Raw genomic sequence first — 17,218 nt, 5'->3', positions numbered from 1 at the left:
GCGGGGAGCACGCCCGCATCGACTCCGATACCGACCCCCTCACCGGTCCATCCCCGCATGCGCGGGGAGCACGCCGTCGCTGAACGCTCCCGCGCGACCATGTGAGACGTGATGCGGGGGCCACCCCCGCGTGTGCGGGGAGCACTCGATCGCGATCGGGTGGCCGAACCTGGTCGACGGTCCATCCCCGCGTGCGCGGGGAGCACGAGTTCGCGGCGCGCGGCTTCACGATCGTGAACGGTCCATCCCCACGTGCGTGGGGAGCACTTCCATCACCCAAGGCCTGGCTCAAGCTGTCGCGGACCATCCCCACGTGCGTGGGGAGCACGGCCTCGTCCTGGTCGGCGGCGGTGCCCTTGCCGGTCCATCCCCACGTGCGCGGGGAGCACCCTTAACGACCTGCGGCAACGCAGCGCGTTATGGTTCTGCAACCAAGGTCGGGCCCGCCCTCGGCAATCCCGTAGGCACTCGAATCCTCCGAGTGAGCCTAGCCCACAGGCAGTCGCGCACAAGGCGCGTGGCGCCCCCGGGCAGTACAGGCCCCGAGGCCCGAAGCCCCGAGACCCGACGCCCGCCGGAGCCTCACCGAGCTCGGCCACAAGCCCCATGACCCGTGGCCCTCGGCCCTCCCCGGTGGAGCCCCCCCGCGACGGGCGCCTTCCCGCCGGCACCCCGACGTCGCACAGTCACCGCACCATGCACGGCTTCTTCGGGTCGAACTCCCAACCGGGGATCAGGAACTGCATCGCCGCCGCATCATCCCTAGCGCCGAGCCCCTCCCGCACATACAACTCGTGCGCCTCCGCCAACCGCTCCCGGTCCAGCGTCACGCCCAACCCGGGCGCGTCCGGCACCGCGACCGCACCTTCCCGGATCACCGGCGGGGCCTGCGTCAACCGCTGCCCGTCCTGCCAGATCCAGTGCGTGTCCAGGGCCGTGATCTGCCCCGGCGCCGCCGCACCCACCTGCGTGAACATCGCCAGCGAGATGTCGAAGTGGTTGTTGGAGTGCGACCCCCAGGTCAGCCCGAAGTCGTCGCACAACTGCGCGACCCGCACCGACCCGGCCATGGTCCAGAAGTGCGGGTCCGCCAGCGGGATGTCCACCGCGTCGGTCCGCACCGCGTGCGCCATCTCCCGCCAGTCGGTCGCACACATGTTGGTGGCGGTCGGCAGCCCGGTGGCCCGCTTGAACTCCGCCATGACCTCACGTGCGGAGAACCGTCCTTCCGCCCCGCACGGGTCCTCGGCGTAGGCGACGACCCCGCGCATCCGCCGCCCGTACCCGATCGCCTCCTCGAGCAGCCACCCGGCGTTGGGGTCGAGCGTGATGCGCGATTCCGGGAACTCCGCGTGCAGCGCGGTGACCACGTCGACCTCCGCGTCCCCGCTGAGCACCCCGCCCTTGAGCTTGAAGTCCCGGAACCCGTACCGCTCCTGCGCGGCCCGCGCGAGCTCGACGACCCCGTCGGCGTCCATGGCCTCCTCGCGCCGCCTGCGCTCCCACGCGTCCCCGGATTCCTCTCGCAGGTACGGCAGGTCGGTGGCGTCCGGGTCCCCGACGAAGAACAGGTACCCGAGCATCGGAACACTGGAGCGCTGCTGTCCGGCACCGAGCAGCTCCGCCACCGGAACCCCGAGGTGCTGCCCGTGCAGGTCCAGCAGCGCCGACTCCAACCCGGTCACCGTGTGCACGGTCGTGCGCAGGTCGAAGGTCTGCTCGCCCCGCCCGCCGGCGTCGCGGTCGGCGAAGGCGTCGGAGACCTCCCGGAGCACCGACCGGAACCGGGCCACCGGGCGCCCGGTCACCAGCTCCCCGGCCTCGCGCAGGGTCGCGGTGATCTTCTCGCCGCCGGGCACCTCCCCGAGCCCGACCCGGCCCTCGTCGTCGGTGACGATGACGACGTTGCGGGTGAAGTACGGGCCGTGCGCCCCGGACAGGTTCAGCAGCATCGAGTCGTGGCCGGCGACCGGAACGACCTCGACCTGGGCGACGCGGGGACCGTGGCTGCTCATGCGTTCTCCTCCTCACCGGCGACCACGGTGGCGCCGTCGACCCGGCGGGTCAGGTTCCAGGGGTTGTGCCCCCGCACGGGCGCGGGCAGCAGCGCTTCGGGCACGTTCTGGTAGACGACCGGACGCAGGAAACGCTCGATGGCGGCCGCGCCGACCGACGTGGACCGCCCGTCCGAGGTCGCCGGGTACGGGCCGCCGTGCACCATGGCGTCGCCGACGTCGACCCCGGTGGGCCAGCCGTTGAACAGCACGCGGCCGGCGCGCAGTTCCAGGGCTTCGAGCAGGTCCCGCGCCGACTGGTGGTCGGCGCCCGAGCCGGTGTCCGTGTCGCTCCCGGCTCCGATCCACACGGTGGCGGTCAGCTGCCCCTCGAGCTCCGCCGCCACGGACGGCAGTTGCCCGGCCGAGGCGTAGCGGACCACGAGGCAGACGGCGCCGAAGACCTCGTCGGAGAGTTCCGGGCTCTTGGCGAAGGTCTCCACGTCGGTCGTGTACACGGCGGGCGCAGGGGCGTTCGAACCGTCCCCGTCACCGCCGCGGCCCAGCTCACCCACCCCGTCGACGGAGGCGAGCGTCTTCTCCCCGTCCACGCGCGCGGAGCAGATGTCGGGGGTCAGCATGGTCGTGCCGGCGGCGGCCGAGAGCTTCTCGGTGACCCGGGAGACCAGGTCGTCGCCGTCGCTGCCTTCCGGCACGAAGAGCAGGCCCGGGGCGGTGCACAGCTGTCCGGCCGATCCGTTCAGCGACGTCACGAACCCGTCGGCCAGGGCGTCGCGCCCGCCCGCGATCGCCGAGGGCAGTACGAAGACCGGGTTGACCGAGCTCATCTCCGCGAACACGGGGATCGGTTCGGGGCGGGCGGCGGCGGTGGCCATCAGCGCAGTGCCTCCGCGCCGCGACCCGGTGAAGCCGACGGCCTTGATGCGGGGGTCGGAGACCAGCGCCTGCCCGATGGCGTTCCCGCGGCCGTAGACCAGGGAGAAGACACCCGCGGGAAGCCCGTGGTCGGCGACGGCGGCGGACAGCGCCTGTCCCACGAGCAGGCTCGTCGCGGGGTGCGCGTTGTGCGCCTTGACCACGACCGGGCACCCGGCCGCGAGCGCCGAGGCGGTGTCGCCGCCCGCCACGGAGAACGCCAGCGGGAAGTTCGACGCCCCGAAAACGGCCACCGGCCCCAGCGGAAGTGTGCGTTGGCGCAGGTCGGGGCGGGGCAGGGGCTTGCGGTCAGGAAGAGCGGGTTCGATGCGCACCCCGTGGTGGTCGCCGGCCCGGGCGACCTTCGCGAAGAGCCGCAGTTGGTTCGCGGTCCGGGCGAGCTCGCCCTGCAGGCGGGCCTCGGGAAGTCCGGTCTCGCGCATGGCGTTTGCGATGATCTCCGCGCCGGACTGCTCGATGCGCTCGGCCGCGGTCTCCAGGAACGCGGCGCGCGCCTCGGGGGTGACCGTGCGGAAGCCGGCGAACGCGTCGGCGGCTGCGCGGGTGGCCTCGGCGACCTGGCCGTTGTCGAGCAGGCTGAACTCGGGGCCGGACGCAGCGTTGCGGGCGGGGTCGACGGCTCGGGTGGTCCCGTCGGTTCCGGCGACGGGTGCACCGGCGATCAGGGAGTGGTGTGTCTGGTCGTTCGTGCTGCTCATGGTGTGGTCCCTGTGGTGGCGAGCTGCATGCGGATGCGCTTCGGGGGCGGGGATCTTGCTACTGGAGCCAATATCGGCGCTGAACCCTGCTCTGGTAGCAAGATCCCCGGGGGTGTGTCTAGGCCCCGACCGGGGCCACCGCCCCGACCAGCGCGTTCAACCGGCCCTGCTCCTCCTCGGACAGGTCGCGCAGCGGCGGGCGCACCGGCCCGGCGTCGCGGCCGACCGCACGCAGCCCCGCCTTGACGATCGACACCCCGTACCCCTTCCCGCGGTCCCGGATGTCCAGGTACGGGAGCACGAAGTCGGTGAGCTTGCGCTGCACGGCCTCGCGGTCCTGCGCCCGCACGTCCCGGTAGAACTCCAGCGCGAACTCCGGCACGAAGTTGAACATCGCCGAGGAGTACGTGCTCATCCCGACCTGCAGCAGCGGGAGGGCGAACGTCTCGGCGGTGGGCAGCCCGCCGAGGTAGAAGAGCCGGTCGCCGTTGGCCGACCGCACGCGCGCGAGCTGCTCGAAGTCACCGACGCCGTCCTTGAACCCGATCAGGTTCGGGTGGACCTCGGCCAGCCGCGCAACCGTGTCGGCGGCGTAGATGGCGTTGGCGCGGTTGTAGAGGATCACGCCGATGTCCGTGGCCCGCAGCACGGCCTCCACGTGCGCGTACAGGCCCTCCTGCGTCGATTCGGTCAGGTACGGCGGCAACAGCAGCAGACCGTCGGCGCCGGCCGCCTCGGCCTGCTGGGCGAGCGCCACCGCCTGCGCCGTGTTGCCACCGGCGGAGCCGATCACCGGAACGCCGTCGCGGACCGTCTCGACCGCCGTGCGTGTGACCAGGCGGTGTTCGTCGAAGGAGAGCGAGAAACCCTCACCGGTGCCGCCGGCGATGAACAGGCCGCCGATGTCGAAACCGGACTGCCACTCCAGGTGCTCGACGAGGGCGGCCCGGTCCACCTGGTGATCGGTGTCGAAAGGCGTGACCGGGAAGGACAGAAGGCCGTCCTTGAGGATGTCGGCGAGCTCGACAGGCGTGTAGTCCGGCATCAGGGACCTCCAGGGGAAGGGGTTGGACGTTCCTCACGCTAGGAACGCCGTGTGATGCCTGTCCAAGCCATAATTCGTATGCGCCGATACCTTCACTGCATCGGTGGGGCGTCGACCGGTTCCTGCAGCACGGGGAGCACGTGGCGCAGCGCGGGGTTGGTCGACGTCGACAGCCACACCGCGTGCAGCTGCACCGCGTCCGCCGGCGACTCCCGCAGCGGCACCATCTCGACCCCGGGCAGCCCCAGGTGCTGCGTGGACTGCGGGACCAGGGCCACACCGTGGCCTGCGCTGACGAGGGCGACCACGGTGAGGATCTGGGTCGCGGTGTGCGCCACCTGGTCCGACCGCACGTCGACGAGGTCGACCACCAGGTCGCGGAAGTAGCGGGCCTGCTCGGCGGAGTACATGATCATGGCTTCGCGGCGCAGTTCGTGCCCGGAGACGGGGGTGCCCCGCTCGGCGAACCGGTGGCCGCTCGGCACGGCCACGACCAGGGCCTCGGTCAGCAGAAGTGCGGACTCCACGTCCTCGATCTGGAACGGCGGGCGGGCAAGACCGATGTCGATCGCCCCGTTGCGCATCGCCTCGAGCTGCGCGGCGGTGACCATCTCGTGCAACTCGACCGTCACGTCCGGGGCGGCCTCCTTGATGCGCGCGAGCACGGGCCCGAGCACGCTGAGCCCGGAGGCCGCGGTGTAACCGAGCCGCACCAGACCGACCTTGCCCGAGGCGATGAGGCGGGCCCGCTGGGGTGCGCGTTCGGCCATCTCCAGCAGCTGTACACATTCGTCGCGGAACGCCTCCCCCGCAGCCGTCGGTTTCACCCCGCGGGGTTCTCGGAGGAACAGCGTGACGCCCAGCGACTTCTCCAGTTTCTGGATCTGTCGGCTCAGCGGAGGCTGCGTCATGTGGAGCCGTTCGGCCGCCCGCCCGAAGTGGCCTTCCTCGGCGACGGCGACGAAGGCGCGGGCCTGGTCGAGCGTGAGCATTCGACGCCCCCTTCTGCAATGCACGGAAGGTATCAAGCTATACGATTTCGGGCTTAGACAGGCATCACGACTGTTCCTTAACCTCTGAGAAACCAGAACGGTGTGGCGCCGCCCACAACGGGAGCGACGCCCCTACTCCCCCGGAACAGCCACCCGCGCATCACCGCCCCTCGAGGAGGCCCCCATGTCCTGGTGCTCGTGTTCGCGCCGTCCACTCGCCGCCGTTGTCGCCGGCGGCCTCTCTCTGGGTCTCGTCGCCTGCGGTGGGGTCACCGACGGCGCGGTCGGGGGCGGCGACTACCCCGCAGAACCCATCACGCTGACCGTCGGCCAGGAGCCCGGCGGCAGCACCGACCTCATCGCGCGGGCCCTCGCCGAGGGGGCGCAGGACGCGTTCGGTGTCTCGATGCCGGTGGAGAACCAGCCCGGCGCGAACGGCGCGATCGCCACGCAGCAGGTCGCGAACCAGAACCCCGACGGTTACGAGCTCACGCTGCTCAACTCCACCCTCATCACCACGACCGCGCAGGTCGTGCCCGAGGAGGAGGCCGTCTCCATGGACGACCTCGACGTGATCATGGGGCTCTCGCGCGACGACTACATCATGGTCGCCAACGCCGACACCGGTTACGAGAGCGTCGAGGACGTCGAGGCCGATAGCGGCGACATCTCCTACGGCACCGCCGGTATCGGCACCGGGAGCCAGCTCGCGCAGCTGCTGCTCTTCGAGGAGGCCGGCATCGAGGGCAACGAGGTGCCCTTCGACAGCGGTGCCCCGGCGCTGACCGCTGTGATGGGCGGGCAGGTGGACGTGGCCACCGTCCAGGTCGGCGAGGCGATGCCGCAGATCGAGGCGGGCACGGCCACGCCTCTGGTGATCTTCTCCGACGAGCGCAACGAGCACCTGGAGGACGTGCCCACCGCCGTGGAGGAGGGTTACGACATCCCGGTCGCGCAGTACCGCGCCGTCGCGATGCCCGCGGACGCTCCGGAGGACGTCAAGGACACCCTGCGCGAGGGCTTCGAGGAGATCGCCGCCACCGAGGACTACCAGGGGTTCAACGACGAGAACTACCTGACGCCCGAGGAGATCTCCGGTGAGGAGGTCGAGGAGCAGTGGACCGGGATGGCCGACGAGTACGCGCAGCGCATCGAGGAGAACGGCCTCGACCTCGGAGGTGAGGACGCATGACGGACACCGCCCAGGACGGCAACGGCGGCGGGGCTGCCGAGGCATCCGGCGCCGGGACCGCCCCGGACCAGGCCACAGGCCACTCCACGGGCCAGCCCACGGACCCAGCCGCGGACCACGGCCCGGAAGAGAGCGCGGACGACACCCCCCGCGCCGGCCGCACCACCAACCTCGTCTGCGGCGCCGTCGTCGCCCTCACCGGGGTCGGCACCCTCGCCGTCGCCCTGGACCTCGGCCTAGGCTCGCTCTCCCAGCCCGGCGCCGGCACGTGGCCCGGCATCGTGTCGATGATCCTGATCGTGATCGGCCTGCTCATCGCGGCCCGTGCGGCCACTTTCACCGACGCCGAACCGATCACGAAGGACGCGGTCGCCGTTGCGGTCGCCGTCGTCGCGCTGGCCGTGGCCGTGCAGCTCTTCCCCTACGTCGGCTTCGAGCTCCCCTCCGTCGCCCTGCTGGTCTTCTGGATGAGCGTGTTGGGGCAGGAGAAGCTGCGCCTGTCGGTGCCGATCTCGGTGATCGCGGTCGCGGTGTTCTACCTGACCTTCGTGTACGGGCTCGCCGTCCCGATCCCCCGCCTCTTCTGACCCTCATCCCCCTGAAAGGCGTTCCACCATGGATTTCACGCCCGTGATCCAGGGGTTCGAAGTCCTCCTCGAGCCCGAGAACCTGGTCTTCTGCCTGATCGGCGTGATCGCCGGCATGGCCATCGGCGTCCTGCCCGGCCTCGGGCCCGCCGCCACCATCGCGATCCTGCTGCCGCTGACCTACAGCATGGATCCGATCCCCTCGATCATCATGCTCGCCGGCATCTTCTACGGCGGGAGTTACGGGAGCACCGTCACCGCTGTTCTGCTGAAGCTGCCCGGCGAGACGTCCTCGGCGGTGACCGCGTTGGAGGGGTATCCCCTCGCGCAGAAGGGCCAGGCCGGCAAGGCACTCGGCGTGGGTGCCGTCTCCTCCTTCGTCGGGGGCACGGTCTCGATCGTCGTGTTGACCCTGGTCGCCCAGGCCATCGCCGGTTTTGCGCTGGAGTTCGGCCCGCCCGAGTACACCGCCCTGACGCTGCTCGGCATCATGCTGGTCGCCACCATCGGCAACGGTTCCAAGCTCAAGGCGCTGGCCGCTGCGGCGGTCGGTCTGCTGCTGGCCACGATCGGGCGCGACGCGTTCACCGGCGAGCTGCGGTACACGGCAGGGAACCTGGAGCTCACCGACGGGCTGCAGTTCGTGCCGATCGCGATGGGTGTGTTCGGGCTGGCGGAGATCCTGCACAACCTGGAGCGCCGCCGCAACGCCACGAGCATGCCCGTGGCCACCGACCGGGTGCTGCCGTCCAAATCCACCATGCAGGAGTCGGCCGGGTCGATCGGCCGCGGGGGTGTGCTCGGGTTCCTGCTGGGGCTGCTGCCCGGCGGCGGTGCCACGGTTTCCGCGATGGCCTCGTACGGCATCGAGAAGCGCCTCGGCAAGGGGAAGACGAAGACGCCGTTCGGCAGGGGCGCGATCCAGGGTGTGGCCGGGCCGGAGACGGCGAACAGTGCCGCGGCCACGTCCTCGTTCGTTCCTCTGCTGACGCTCGGTATCCCCGCGAACGCGACCATGGCGGTCATGTTCAGCGCGCTGCTGATCCAGGGCATCACCCCCGGGCCGCAGTTGATGACGACCGACCCGGACCTGGTGTGGGGCGTCATCAACTCGATGTACCTCGGAAACATGGTGCTGCTGATCCTGGCGATCCCGCTGATCGGGCTGTTCGTGCGCATCCTGTACGTGCGCACGGCGATCCTGTCGCCGATCATCGTGCTGATCGTGTGCATCGGTGCCTTCACCATCAGCAACCGCATCTTCGAGGTGATGGTGGTGATCGTCTTCGGCGTGCTCGGTTACCTGATGAAGAAGTACGGGTTCGACCCGGCGCCGCTGGTGCTGGCGTTCGTGCTCGGATCGCTGCTGGAGGACAACTTCCGCCGCTCGCTGCTGATGTTCGACGGCGATGTCACCCGGGTGACCGGGCACCCCATCGCGATGACGCTGCTGGGTGTGTTCCTGCTGGTCGTGCTGGTGCCGATCGTGGTGAAGCTGGTGAAGTCGCGGCGGCCCGACCTGATCGGGGGCGTGCCGACCGGGGTCTCTGCCAAGGGCGACGACGGCTCGGACGGCGCGGATCGCGGCGCGGGCAACGCCAACGGCGGCGACAGCGACGGCCCGGACCACGCGGTCGACGCCAGGACCGGTTCGGGTTCCGGTGATGGTCCCTCCTCCCCCGGCGGCTCCGACCGGACCTGACCACAGGGCTCCGGGCCGTCCGGCTCGGAGCCCCTTCCCCAGACCCCACCCTTACCTTCCTGACCACTGATGAAGACGAAGGAGCCCCCATGCCTGCTGACTCGATCCGTCGGGTCTCGCTGTCCTCGGTCACACTGCCGCTGCGGAACGCGATCTCCGACGCGAAGGTCTTCACCGGACGGCAGAAGCCGATGACCGAGGTCGTGTTCCTGTTCGCCGAGATTTCCACCGAGCAGGACCAGCACGGACTGGGTTTCAGTTACTCGAAGCGGGCCGGCGGGCCCGCGCAGTACGCGCACGCCGCCGAGGTCGCCGAGGGGCTGATCGGTGAGGACCCGAACGACATCGGACGGTTGATCACCAAGCTGCAGTGGGCGGGGGCGTCCGTGGGGCGTTCGGGTCTGGCGACGCAGGCGCTGGCGGCGTTCGACGTGGCGCTGTACGACCTGAAGGCCAAGCGTGCCGGGTTGCCGCTCGCGAAGCTGCTCGGGGCGCACCGGGATTCGGTGCGTACGTACAACACGTCGGGCGGGTTCTTGAACGCGTCGCTGGACGAGGTGAAGGAGCGGGCGACCCGGTCTCTCGACGAGGGGATCGGGGCGGTCAAGATCAAGGTGGGGCTGCCGGACAACGCCGAGGACCTGCGGCGGGTGCGTGGGGTTCGGGAGCACATCGGTGACGATGTTCCGCTGATGGTGGACGCGAACCAGCAGTGGGACCGCACGACGGCGCTGCGTATGGGTCGGCGGTTGGAGGAGTTCGATCTGACGTGGATCGAGGAGCCGTTGGACGCCTATGACGTCGAGGGTCATGCGCGGCTGACGCGCACCCTGGACACCCCCATTGCGACGGGCGAGATGCTGGCGTCCGTTGCTGAGCACGAGCGGCTGATCGACGGTGCCGCGTGCGACATCATTCAGCCGGACGCGCCGCGGGTCGGGGGTATTACGCAGTTCCTGCGGTTGATGACCCTTGCTGATCAGCGTGGTCTGGATCTGGCGCCGCACTTCGCGATGGAGATCCACCTGCACCTGGCGGCCTGCTACCCGCGGGAGACGTGGGTGGAGCACTTCGACTGGCTGGACCCGCTGTTCAACGAGCGGTTGGAGACGAAGGACGGGCGGATGCTGGTGCCCGACCGTCCGGGGCTCGGGGTGACGATGTCGGAGCAAGCCCGCGCGTGGACGACGGAGTCCATCAGCTTCGGGCAGGCGTAGGAGTAAGAGACCAGTAGGAGCAGGAGAACCCTCGTCGCTCCCCGCGCACGCGGATATCCCCGCCCGCCCGGGGAACACCACGAACCCCGGGACTGCTACCGGGGTCGGGCCGACGCCTGACCGTTCCTCCTGAGCGTCGATTCAGGCCAGTCTGTCGAGGTGGGCGCGGAGGATCGTGGCGCGTGGAGAGCGTTGCGGAAGTGTGCTCAGCGCTGCTCGCAGGACGCGTGGGTCTTCGCGTCCGTCCGGGCGGCCGGCCCAGCTCGTGAGTGCGTCGTCGGCGGCGGCCGAGGCGAGCACGGAGCGGAGCTCGGCTGTGAGCTCGTCCCGGACGTCCGTGACTCCCGGCGCCACGGAACGGGGCAGGACCGGGCCCGGGTACGCCCGGAAGGCGGCGTTGTGCTCCCCGCGGGCGAGGAGGCGGTGGACTTCATCGGCGTCGGTGGAGACCGGGACGTTCAACCGATAGGGCCGGGAAGCGAGGAATTGGTCGCCGAGCAGGCGGCGCAGGCGGGACATCTCGGCGCGGATGGTGACGGGGGAGGCGTCGTGTTCGCGCAGCAGAGCGGTGAAGGCGTCGCCGGTGAGGCCGTGGGGGTGCCGGGCGAGCAGAAGGAGGAGCTCGGAGTGGCGGGTGCTCAGTTCCACGGTTCTGCCGTCTACCTGCAGTGCAGCCTTGTCGCGGGCCAGGACGTGCAGCACTGCCCGGGACCCCATGAGGTCGTCGGGTAGCTGGGCGGGCCCTGGGGCCGCGCCGCGCAGGCGGAGGAGCCGCAGTTCGCTCTCCGCGGCGGTCGCAGTGGCTTGGACGAGAGCCAGTGCGTGGGGCGAGGCGGCGGAGTCGTCGCCGGTGAGGTCGAGTACGCCGAGTAGCGCGCCGGTGTCAGGGTCGTGCACCGGTGCTGCCGAACAGCTCCACGGTTGGACGTTGCGCCCGAAGTGCTCGGTGGCGAAGATCTGCACCTTTTGGTCCAGGGCGAGGGCCAGACCGGGGGCGTTGGTGCCCGCGGCCTGCTCCCGCCAGTCCGCGCCCTCGACGAAGTGCATCCCTTCGGCCCGAGAACGCAGTGTACGATCGCCGTCCACCCAGAGCAGCCGGCCTCCCGAGTCGCCGAGCGCGGCGATGTGACCGCTGTCCGGCGCGGATTCCAACAGCAGTCGGCGGAAGAGGGGCAGGAGGGGAGCGAGCGGGTGGGCCTCGCGCAGGGCGCCCAGGTCGCTCGAGCCGAGATCGACGCGGGGCCGTACCCCATCGGGGTCGACCCCGCTGCTGACCGATCGCTCCCAGGACTCGCGCACCAGAGGGCGCAGGCGGGAGGGCGACCACCCGGAGGACAGGAACCGGTCGTGAGCGGCAGCGACGGCGCGGCGCTCGGTCACGGGGTCCGGCCCCGGCCGTCGGACGGGTCCTGCCGTGTGTCCGGGCATACGCGTCTCCCTCCGGCCCGCGTGATGGTTCAGCTCCGCAAGTCGAACACCAGCCGCGCGGAGACCGACCCGGCGAGCACCTCCTCGAAGCAGTCGTTGACGTCGTCCAGCCGGCGCGCTTCGCGGATGACGCGGGTGAGGCCGCGCTGGTGCAGGCGGAACACCTCGGCAAGGTCCTCTCGCGTGCCGACGATCGAGCCGATGACCTTCTTGCCGCCCAGGACGTGCTCGAACACGGGAAGTTCGAGCGCGCCGTCCTCGGGCAGGGCCACGAGAACCAAGGCACCGCCGCGGCGCAGGGACCCGTAAGCGGCACGCAACGCCGCGTTGCTCACAGCGACACCGATGGCCGCGTCAGCTCCTCCGAGGCGGTGCACCTCGCTCGGCACATCGGCGGTGCGCGCGTCGATGACGTGGTCGGCGCCCAACTCCCGGGCGAGTTCGAGCTTCGCGTCGGTGACGTCCACCGCGATGGTCTCGGCGCCGAACACCTTGGCGTACTGCAGAGCGAGGTGACCCAGCCCGCCGATACCCGAGATGAGTACACGCGTGTCCGGGCGAGCGCCGGATACCTTGAGCGCCTTGTAGGTCGTCACACCGGCGCAAGAGAGCGGTGCGGCATCGAGCGGGTCGATGCCCTCGGGGACCCGCACGACGTAGTCGCCGTACGCCACCGCGTATTCGGCGTAGGCACCGTCGACGGAGTAGCCGCTGTTGAGCTGCTCCTCGCACAGAGTCTCGTGTCCGGTGACGCAGTGGTCGCAACGCCCGCAAGCCTGGGCGAGCCAGGCGATGGCGACGCGGTCGCCGACTCGCACATGGCGGACCTGTTCGCCGGCCTTGCGGACGATGCCGACGCCCTCGTGGCCGGGTATGAACGGCGGAGAGGGCTTGATCGGCCAGTCGCCGCGGGCGGCGTGGATGTCCGTGTGGCAGAGGCCGGAGGCCTCCACCTGGACGAGTACCTGGTCCGGACCCGGGTCGGGGGCATCCAGGTCTTCGACGGACAAGGGTTGGGTGAAGTCCTTGACAACGGCTGTTTTCACGGCGCTCCCTGAGGGTCGGGGCGGGGTCCGTGCCGCCGGGAGCGTTCACCCGACAGCCGACGGTCGCACGCCTTTTCTTAGTGACGCCCGTCACGTTAGTGACACGATCGTTGCAGGCAGGTTGCAAGAGAATGGCCCGGATCGGGCGGGTGCACAGGGTGAGCGCCAGACCCCCGACGGAGGTTGATGCTTGATCGCATCCCTCTCCACCAGGGGTTCCCGACGTGGGGGTCGGTGCTGAGCAGACGGGGAACCGCTCAGCCGAAGATCTCGTGCGTGCGCCGGAACACCGGATCCGTGTGCGCCCGCACCTCGCGGTGGATCGCACCGAGCCGCCGGTACAGGTCGTGGTTCTCCGCGTCGGGCGCGAACACCTCCCCGCCCCGCACCATCGCCTCGACCGCCCGGTCGTGGTCCGGGTACACCCCCGTACCGACAGCGGCACACACAGCAGCACCCAATCCGGCCGCGCCGGCGACGGCCGAGCGCTGCGCGGGCACCCCGAACACGTCCGCGAAGATCTGCAGCACCAGGTCAGAGTTGGACCCGCCACCCGACACGACCACCTCCCGGAACTCGGTGCCCAACGCCGCCCCCATGCGCTCGGCCGCCTCGTGCACGGTCAGCGCCAACGCCTCCAGGATCGACCGGTGGATGTGGTGCTTGCCCTGGCGCCCGTCGAAGCCGATGATGCTGCCCTTGCGGAAGGGCGCATCGGTCGGCGCCAACCAGTCCAGCACCGTGATCAGCCCATCGCTCCCGGGCGGCACCGCAGCGGCCCCGGCGTTCAGGTACTCCTCGGCCGACACCCCCTCGGCCCGCGCCTGGGCGACCGCCTCCTCCCCGAGCAGGTCCCGGTACCAGCTCACGGTCCACATCCCGCGGCGCACCCCGTCGCTCTCGTACAGGTACGCGTGCGGGACCGAGGCGTAGTTGCTCCAGAACCCGTCCCCATCAGGGATATAGCAGTCGCCCGTCGTCATCCCCGCCACGTAGGTGCCCAGCGACACCAGGAGCGTGTCAGGGCTGCGCAGTCCGCACCCCAGCGCCTCGACCGCCTTGTCGTTGGCGGTGGCCACGACCGGCAACCCCGCCGGGATACCGGTGTGCTCCGCCGCCTCCCGGGTCACCTCGCCGAGCACCTCCCCCGGCAGGACGAGCTCCATCAGCATCTCCCGCGGAGCACCGAAGGACTTCAGCACCGACTCGTCCTCGCTCCACCGCCAGGTGTCGGGGTCCAGCGGCCACAGCCCCGCGTAGTTCGCGGCGGTGTCCCGGAAGTGCCCCGTCATCCGATGGGTGATGTAGCCGGAGGACGCGGTCACCTTGGCCGCAGCCGGGTCGGTGTGCTCGTACGGGCGCGACACCCGCTCGTCCATCCAGCTCATCACCGGCTGCGCGAGGCTCCCGTCCCCCTTGAGCACCGCCCGGCAGAAGCGGATCGTGCACAGCCCGACGCCGGCGATGTCGGCCGGGTCCCCCGTGAAGCCGGCCATGGCACGGCGGGCGGCCTCGCCGATGGAGGTCCACAGGTCGTCGTCCGGATGCTCCACCACCCCCGGACGGGGCGTGTGGCAGGGACGGAGCTCCTGGACACCCTCGCTGACGGCGGTGCCGTGCTGGTCGAAGACGGTGACCTTGGAGGACTGCGAGCCGTTGTCGATCGCGATGAGGTAGCGGGGGCGGGTGTCGGACATGTGTGCTCCGTTGCGAGGACTGGTGCCGGGGCGACGAGGATGCAGGGACGACGGTGACGGGCGCGGGTGCCCGGGCGACGCTGACGAGAAAACGGTGCTGGGCGCCGCCCCGGCGGGGACAGCGGCGGGAGACCGCGAACGGCCTGCTCAGGCGTCCGTCGGGAAGATCGTGCCCCGGTTCATGATGCCGTTGGGGTCGAAGACGGACTTCAGCGCCTCCAGCACCGGGTAGGCGCTGCCGTGCTCCTGGGTGATCCACGGTGCGCGGTACTTGCCGACACCGTGGTGGTGCACCATCGAGCCCCCGACCTTCAGCGCCTCCTCCACGATGATCCTGTTCAGCGGCTCGTGGTAGGTGGTGATCTCCTCGCGCGGCTCGCAGTTGATCGTGTAGTCGTACACGAAGTACAGGTTGGTGCCGGTCTGGTAGCTGTGCGAGGAGTGCGCGCCCAGCATCGTCAGGTCGTCGGCCGCCGGGAACTCCGTGCGGATCCGGTGCATGACGCTGTCGTACAGCTCGACCGTGCGCGACCAGTCCACGGACACCTCGGTGGTGTACCCGAGCTCGTTCGACTCCAGCATCGCCCGCTTCTCGGCCTCGATCTTGTCGACGCCCCAGTTCAGGTTGTCGAACCAGCTCTCGATGCGCTTCGGGTCGACCACGGTGTGCGGGTGCCCGCCCATGACCCGGAGGATCTCCTCGCTGGTGGCCTGCACGATGCCCTTCGGCCCCTCGGCGACGAACACCACGACGACCTTGCCGTCGTAGAAGTCAGCGAAGTGCTGGCGGGCGTCCTCCGGCGAGTAGACACGCACCACGGAGGGCTTGAAGCCGTTCACCACGACGGAGCGGATCGCGGCGATGCCGGTGGCCATGTCGTCGACCAGGAACCCGTGGAACTCGTTGTTCTCGGGCTGGTACGTGAAGACCTTGACGGTCACCTCGGTGACGTAGGCGAGGGCGCCCTCGTTACCGATGACGATGTGGCGGATGTCGGGGCCGGCGGCGCGCCGCGGCACGTTCTTGATGCGCGAGACCGACCCGTCGGGGAAGACCGCCTCCAGGCCGACCACCATGTCCTCGATGGCTCCGTAGAGGGTGGAGAACTGCCCGATGGAGCGGGTGGCGACCAGGCCGCCGTACTGGGCGAGCGGCTTGGACTGCGGGGAGTGGCCGGTGGTCAGGCCCTGCTTGCGCAGCTCGTCCTCCAGGTCCTGGAGCTGCACGCCGGCGCCGACGGTCGCCTGCATGTTCTCGGCGTCGATCCGGATGATCTCGTCGAGGCCGGAGCCGTCCAGGACGATGGTGTGCTCGACGGAGGTCTCCAGCCCGCCCTCGGTGCCGGTGCGTCCGGTGCGGGCGACGATGTTGATCAGGTTCTCGTCGGCGAAGGCGAGGACCTTCGAGATGTCGTCCGTGCTGCGTGCGTTGACGATCGCGACCGGGAACGGGCCGTCGTAGATGCCGTGCACCGACTGGTACTTCTTGAACCGGTCGACGCTGGCCTCCTTGAGCTGCTGCTCGTCGGTGACGATCTGCCCCTCGGGGAGCAGGCTGCGGAGCTGGGCGACGATGTCCGCGTGGGACAGGGCGGAACGCGATGCGGCCATGGTGTGCATACCTCTTTGTCTGGTGCGGTGGGCCCGGGCGGGGCGGGCTCGAGGGGTGCGGACGTGCGCGGGGTTGAGGCGGTTCAGGGCGGGCTCAGGACGGGACCTCCGGACGGAACCCGGACGGGATCCGGACGGGATCAGCGGACCAGGTAGCCGCCGTCGACCGGCAGCACGTGGCCGTTGACGTAGTCGGAGGCGCGCGAGGCCAGGAAGACGACGGTGCCCATCAGGTCAGCGGTGTCGCCCCAGCGGCCGGCCGGGATGTGGTCGAGCACCCGCTGGTTCGATTCCGCGTCCGACCGCGTCGCCTCGGTGAGCGGCGTGGCGAAGTAGCCGGGCGCGATGGCGTTGACCTGGATGTTGTGCTGGGCGAGCTCGTCGCAGTAGGCCTTGGTGAACCCGGCGATGCCGTGCTTGGTCGCCGCGTAGGCGGGTGACTGCTGCCCGCCGAGGAACGAGAACAGCGACGCGATGTTGATGATCTTGCCGGAGCGCTGCGGGATCATGTGCCGGCTCGCCTCGCGGCTGAGCTCGAACGGCGCGGTCAGGTTGAGGGCGACCATCGGGTCCCACTCGTCGCGGCCGAACTCCTCGACCTCGGCGAGCTTGTTGATGCCGGCGGAGTTGACCACGATGTCGATCGAACCGAACACTTCGACACAGCCGTCCACGATGCGGCGGGGAGCCCCGCGCTCGGTCAGGTCGCTGTGCAGGAATTCCATGCGTCGCCCGGCGGCCTCGATGAGCCGGCGGGTGGTTCCGTCGTCCTCGGTGACGGAGGGGACGAAGACGTTCGCGCCGGCTTTGGCCAGGGCCACGGAGAAGGCCTGGCCGAGGCCGGTGTTGCCTCCGGTGACGACGGCGTTCTTGCCCTCCAGCGAGAAGAAGCCGGTGTTGAATTCGCTGATGTCCATGGGTGAGGTCCTTCGGGTGCGGGCCCGGCGCTGTGCCCGCGGGGGGCGGCCGGGTCGGGTCGAGTCGGGTCCGGTCGGGCCGTGCAGTGCGAGAGATGTCGTGCGGTGCGAGAGATGGAGCCCCGCCGGGTTCCG

General features: G+C 70.3%; 13 protein-coding genes. 4 read left to right on the top strand and 9 right to left on the bottom strand.

All coding sequences use genetic code 11. The features are described from left to right. Positions 1 to 686 precede the first annotated feature (686 nt). From IDM40_RS25205 to IDM40_RS25190, 4 genes are all read right to left on the bottom strand, one after another. Complete coding sequence (locus tag IDM40_RS25205; protein WP_193124561.1) at positions 687 to 2,015, bottom strand: enolase C-terminal domain-like protein; 1,329 nt, start codon at positions 2,013 to 2,015, stop codon at positions 687 to 689. After that, a complete protein-coding gene (locus IDM40_RS25200) occupies positions 2,012 to 3,649 on the bottom strand; it encodes an aldehyde dehydrogenase (NADP(+)) (RefSeq protein WP_193124560.1) in 1,638 nt (545 codons plus the stop codon). The genes IDM40_RS25205 and IDM40_RS25200 overlap by 4 nt, the downstream gene beginning before the upstream one ends. A 118-nt stretch (positions 3,650 to 3,767) precedes the next feature. Beyond that, positions 3,768 to 4,694, bottom strand: coding sequence for a 5-dehydro-4-deoxyglucarate dehydratase (kdgD, locus tag IDM40_RS25195; RefSeq protein ID WP_193124559.1), 927 nt, complete (start codon positions 4,692 to 4,694; stop codon positions 3,768 to 3,770). 92 nt (positions 4,695 to 4,786) lie between these two features. Then, entirely contained in the window at positions 4,787 to 5,686 is a 900-nt protein-coding gene (locus IDM40_RS25190; protein WP_193124558.1) for a LysR family transcriptional regulator, read from the bottom strand. A gap of 184 nt (positions 5,687 to 5,870) precedes the next feature. Here IDM40_RS25190 and IDM40_RS25185 point away from each other — a divergent pair, with 184 nt between their 5' ends. From IDM40_RS25185 to IDM40_RS25170, 4 genes are all read left to right on the top strand, one after another. Continuing rightward, positions 5,871 to 6,878 carry a tripartite tricarboxylate transporter substrate binding protein gene (locus tag IDM40_RS25185; protein WP_193124557.1) on the top strand — a complete coding sequence of 336 codons (1,008 nt, stop codon included), beginning with the start codon at positions 5,871 to 5,873 and terminating at the stop codon, positions 6,876 to 6,878. After that, positions 6,875 to 7,465, top strand: coding sequence for a tripartite tricarboxylate transporter TctB family protein (locus IDM40_RS25180; RefSeq protein WP_193124556.1), 591 nt, complete (start codon positions 6,875 to 6,877; stop codon positions 7,463 to 7,465). Before IDM40_RS25185 ends, IDM40_RS25180 begins: the two co-directional genes overlap by 4 nt. A gap of 28 nt (positions 7,466 to 7,493) precedes the next feature. After that, positions 7,494 to 9,167 carry a tripartite tricarboxylate transporter permease gene (locus IDM40_RS25175; RefSeq protein WP_193124555.1) on the top strand — a complete coding sequence of 558 codons (1,674 nt, stop codon included), beginning with the start codon at positions 7,494 to 7,496 and terminating at the stop codon, positions 9,165 to 9,167. An 89-nt stretch (positions 9,168 to 9,256) separates the two neighbouring features. Further along, positions 9,257 to 10,384 carry an L-talarate/galactarate dehydratase gene (locus tag IDM40_RS25170; RefSeq protein WP_193124554.1) on the top strand — a complete coding sequence of 376 codons (1,128 nt, stop codon included), beginning with the start codon at positions 9,257 to 9,259 and terminating at the stop codon, positions 10,382 to 10,384. Positions 10,385 to 10,525: 141 nt separating this feature from the next. Here IDM40_RS25170 and IDM40_RS25165 read toward each other — a convergent pair whose 3' ends face one another. From IDM40_RS25165 to IDM40_RS25145, 5 genes are all read right to left on the bottom strand, one after another. Continuing rightward, positions 10,526 to 11,812 carry a GAF domain-containing protein gene (locus IDM40_RS25165; protein WP_193124553.1) on the bottom strand — a complete coding sequence of 429 codons (1,287 nt, stop codon included), beginning with the start codon at positions 11,810 to 11,812 and terminating at the stop codon, positions 10,526 to 10,528. Between the two features lie 29 nt (positions 11,813 to 11,841). Next, the gene (gene adhP, locus IDM40_RS25160; RefSeq protein ID WP_193124552.1) at positions 11,842 to 12,858 is read right to left on the bottom strand and encodes an alcohol dehydrogenase AdhP; all 1,017 of its coding nucleotides are present in this window, start codon (positions 12,856 to 12,858) and stop codon (positions 11,842 to 11,844) included. Between the two features lie 257 nt (positions 12,859 to 13,115). Next, positions 13,116 to 14,555, bottom strand: coding sequence for an FGGY-family carbohydrate kinase (locus IDM40_RS25155; RefSeq protein ID WP_193124551.1), 1,440 nt, complete (start codon positions 14,553 to 14,555; stop codon positions 13,116 to 13,118). Between the two features lie 147 nt (positions 14,556 to 14,702). Next, positions 14,703 to 16,166, bottom strand: coding sequence for an FAD-binding oxidoreductase (locus IDM40_RS25150; RefSeq protein WP_193124550.1), 1,464 nt, complete (start codon positions 16,164 to 16,166; stop codon positions 14,703 to 14,705). A gap of 140 nt (positions 16,167 to 16,306) precedes the next feature. Continuing rightward, positions 16,307 to 17,083, bottom strand: a complete 777-nt coding sequence (locus IDM40_RS25145) for an SDR family NAD(P)-dependent oxidoreductase (protein WP_193124549.1) — start codon at positions 17,081 to 17,083, stop codon at positions 16,307 to 16,309. Positions 17,084 to 17,218: the final 135 nt, after the last annotated feature.

The organism is Nocardiopsis coralli (assembly GCF_014892575.1).
GTDB lineage: Bacteria > Actinomycetota > Actinomycetes > Streptosporangiales > Streptosporangiaceae > Nocardiopsis > Nocardiopsis coralli.
This window is presented reverse-complemented; position numbering and strand designations above follow the sequence as displayed.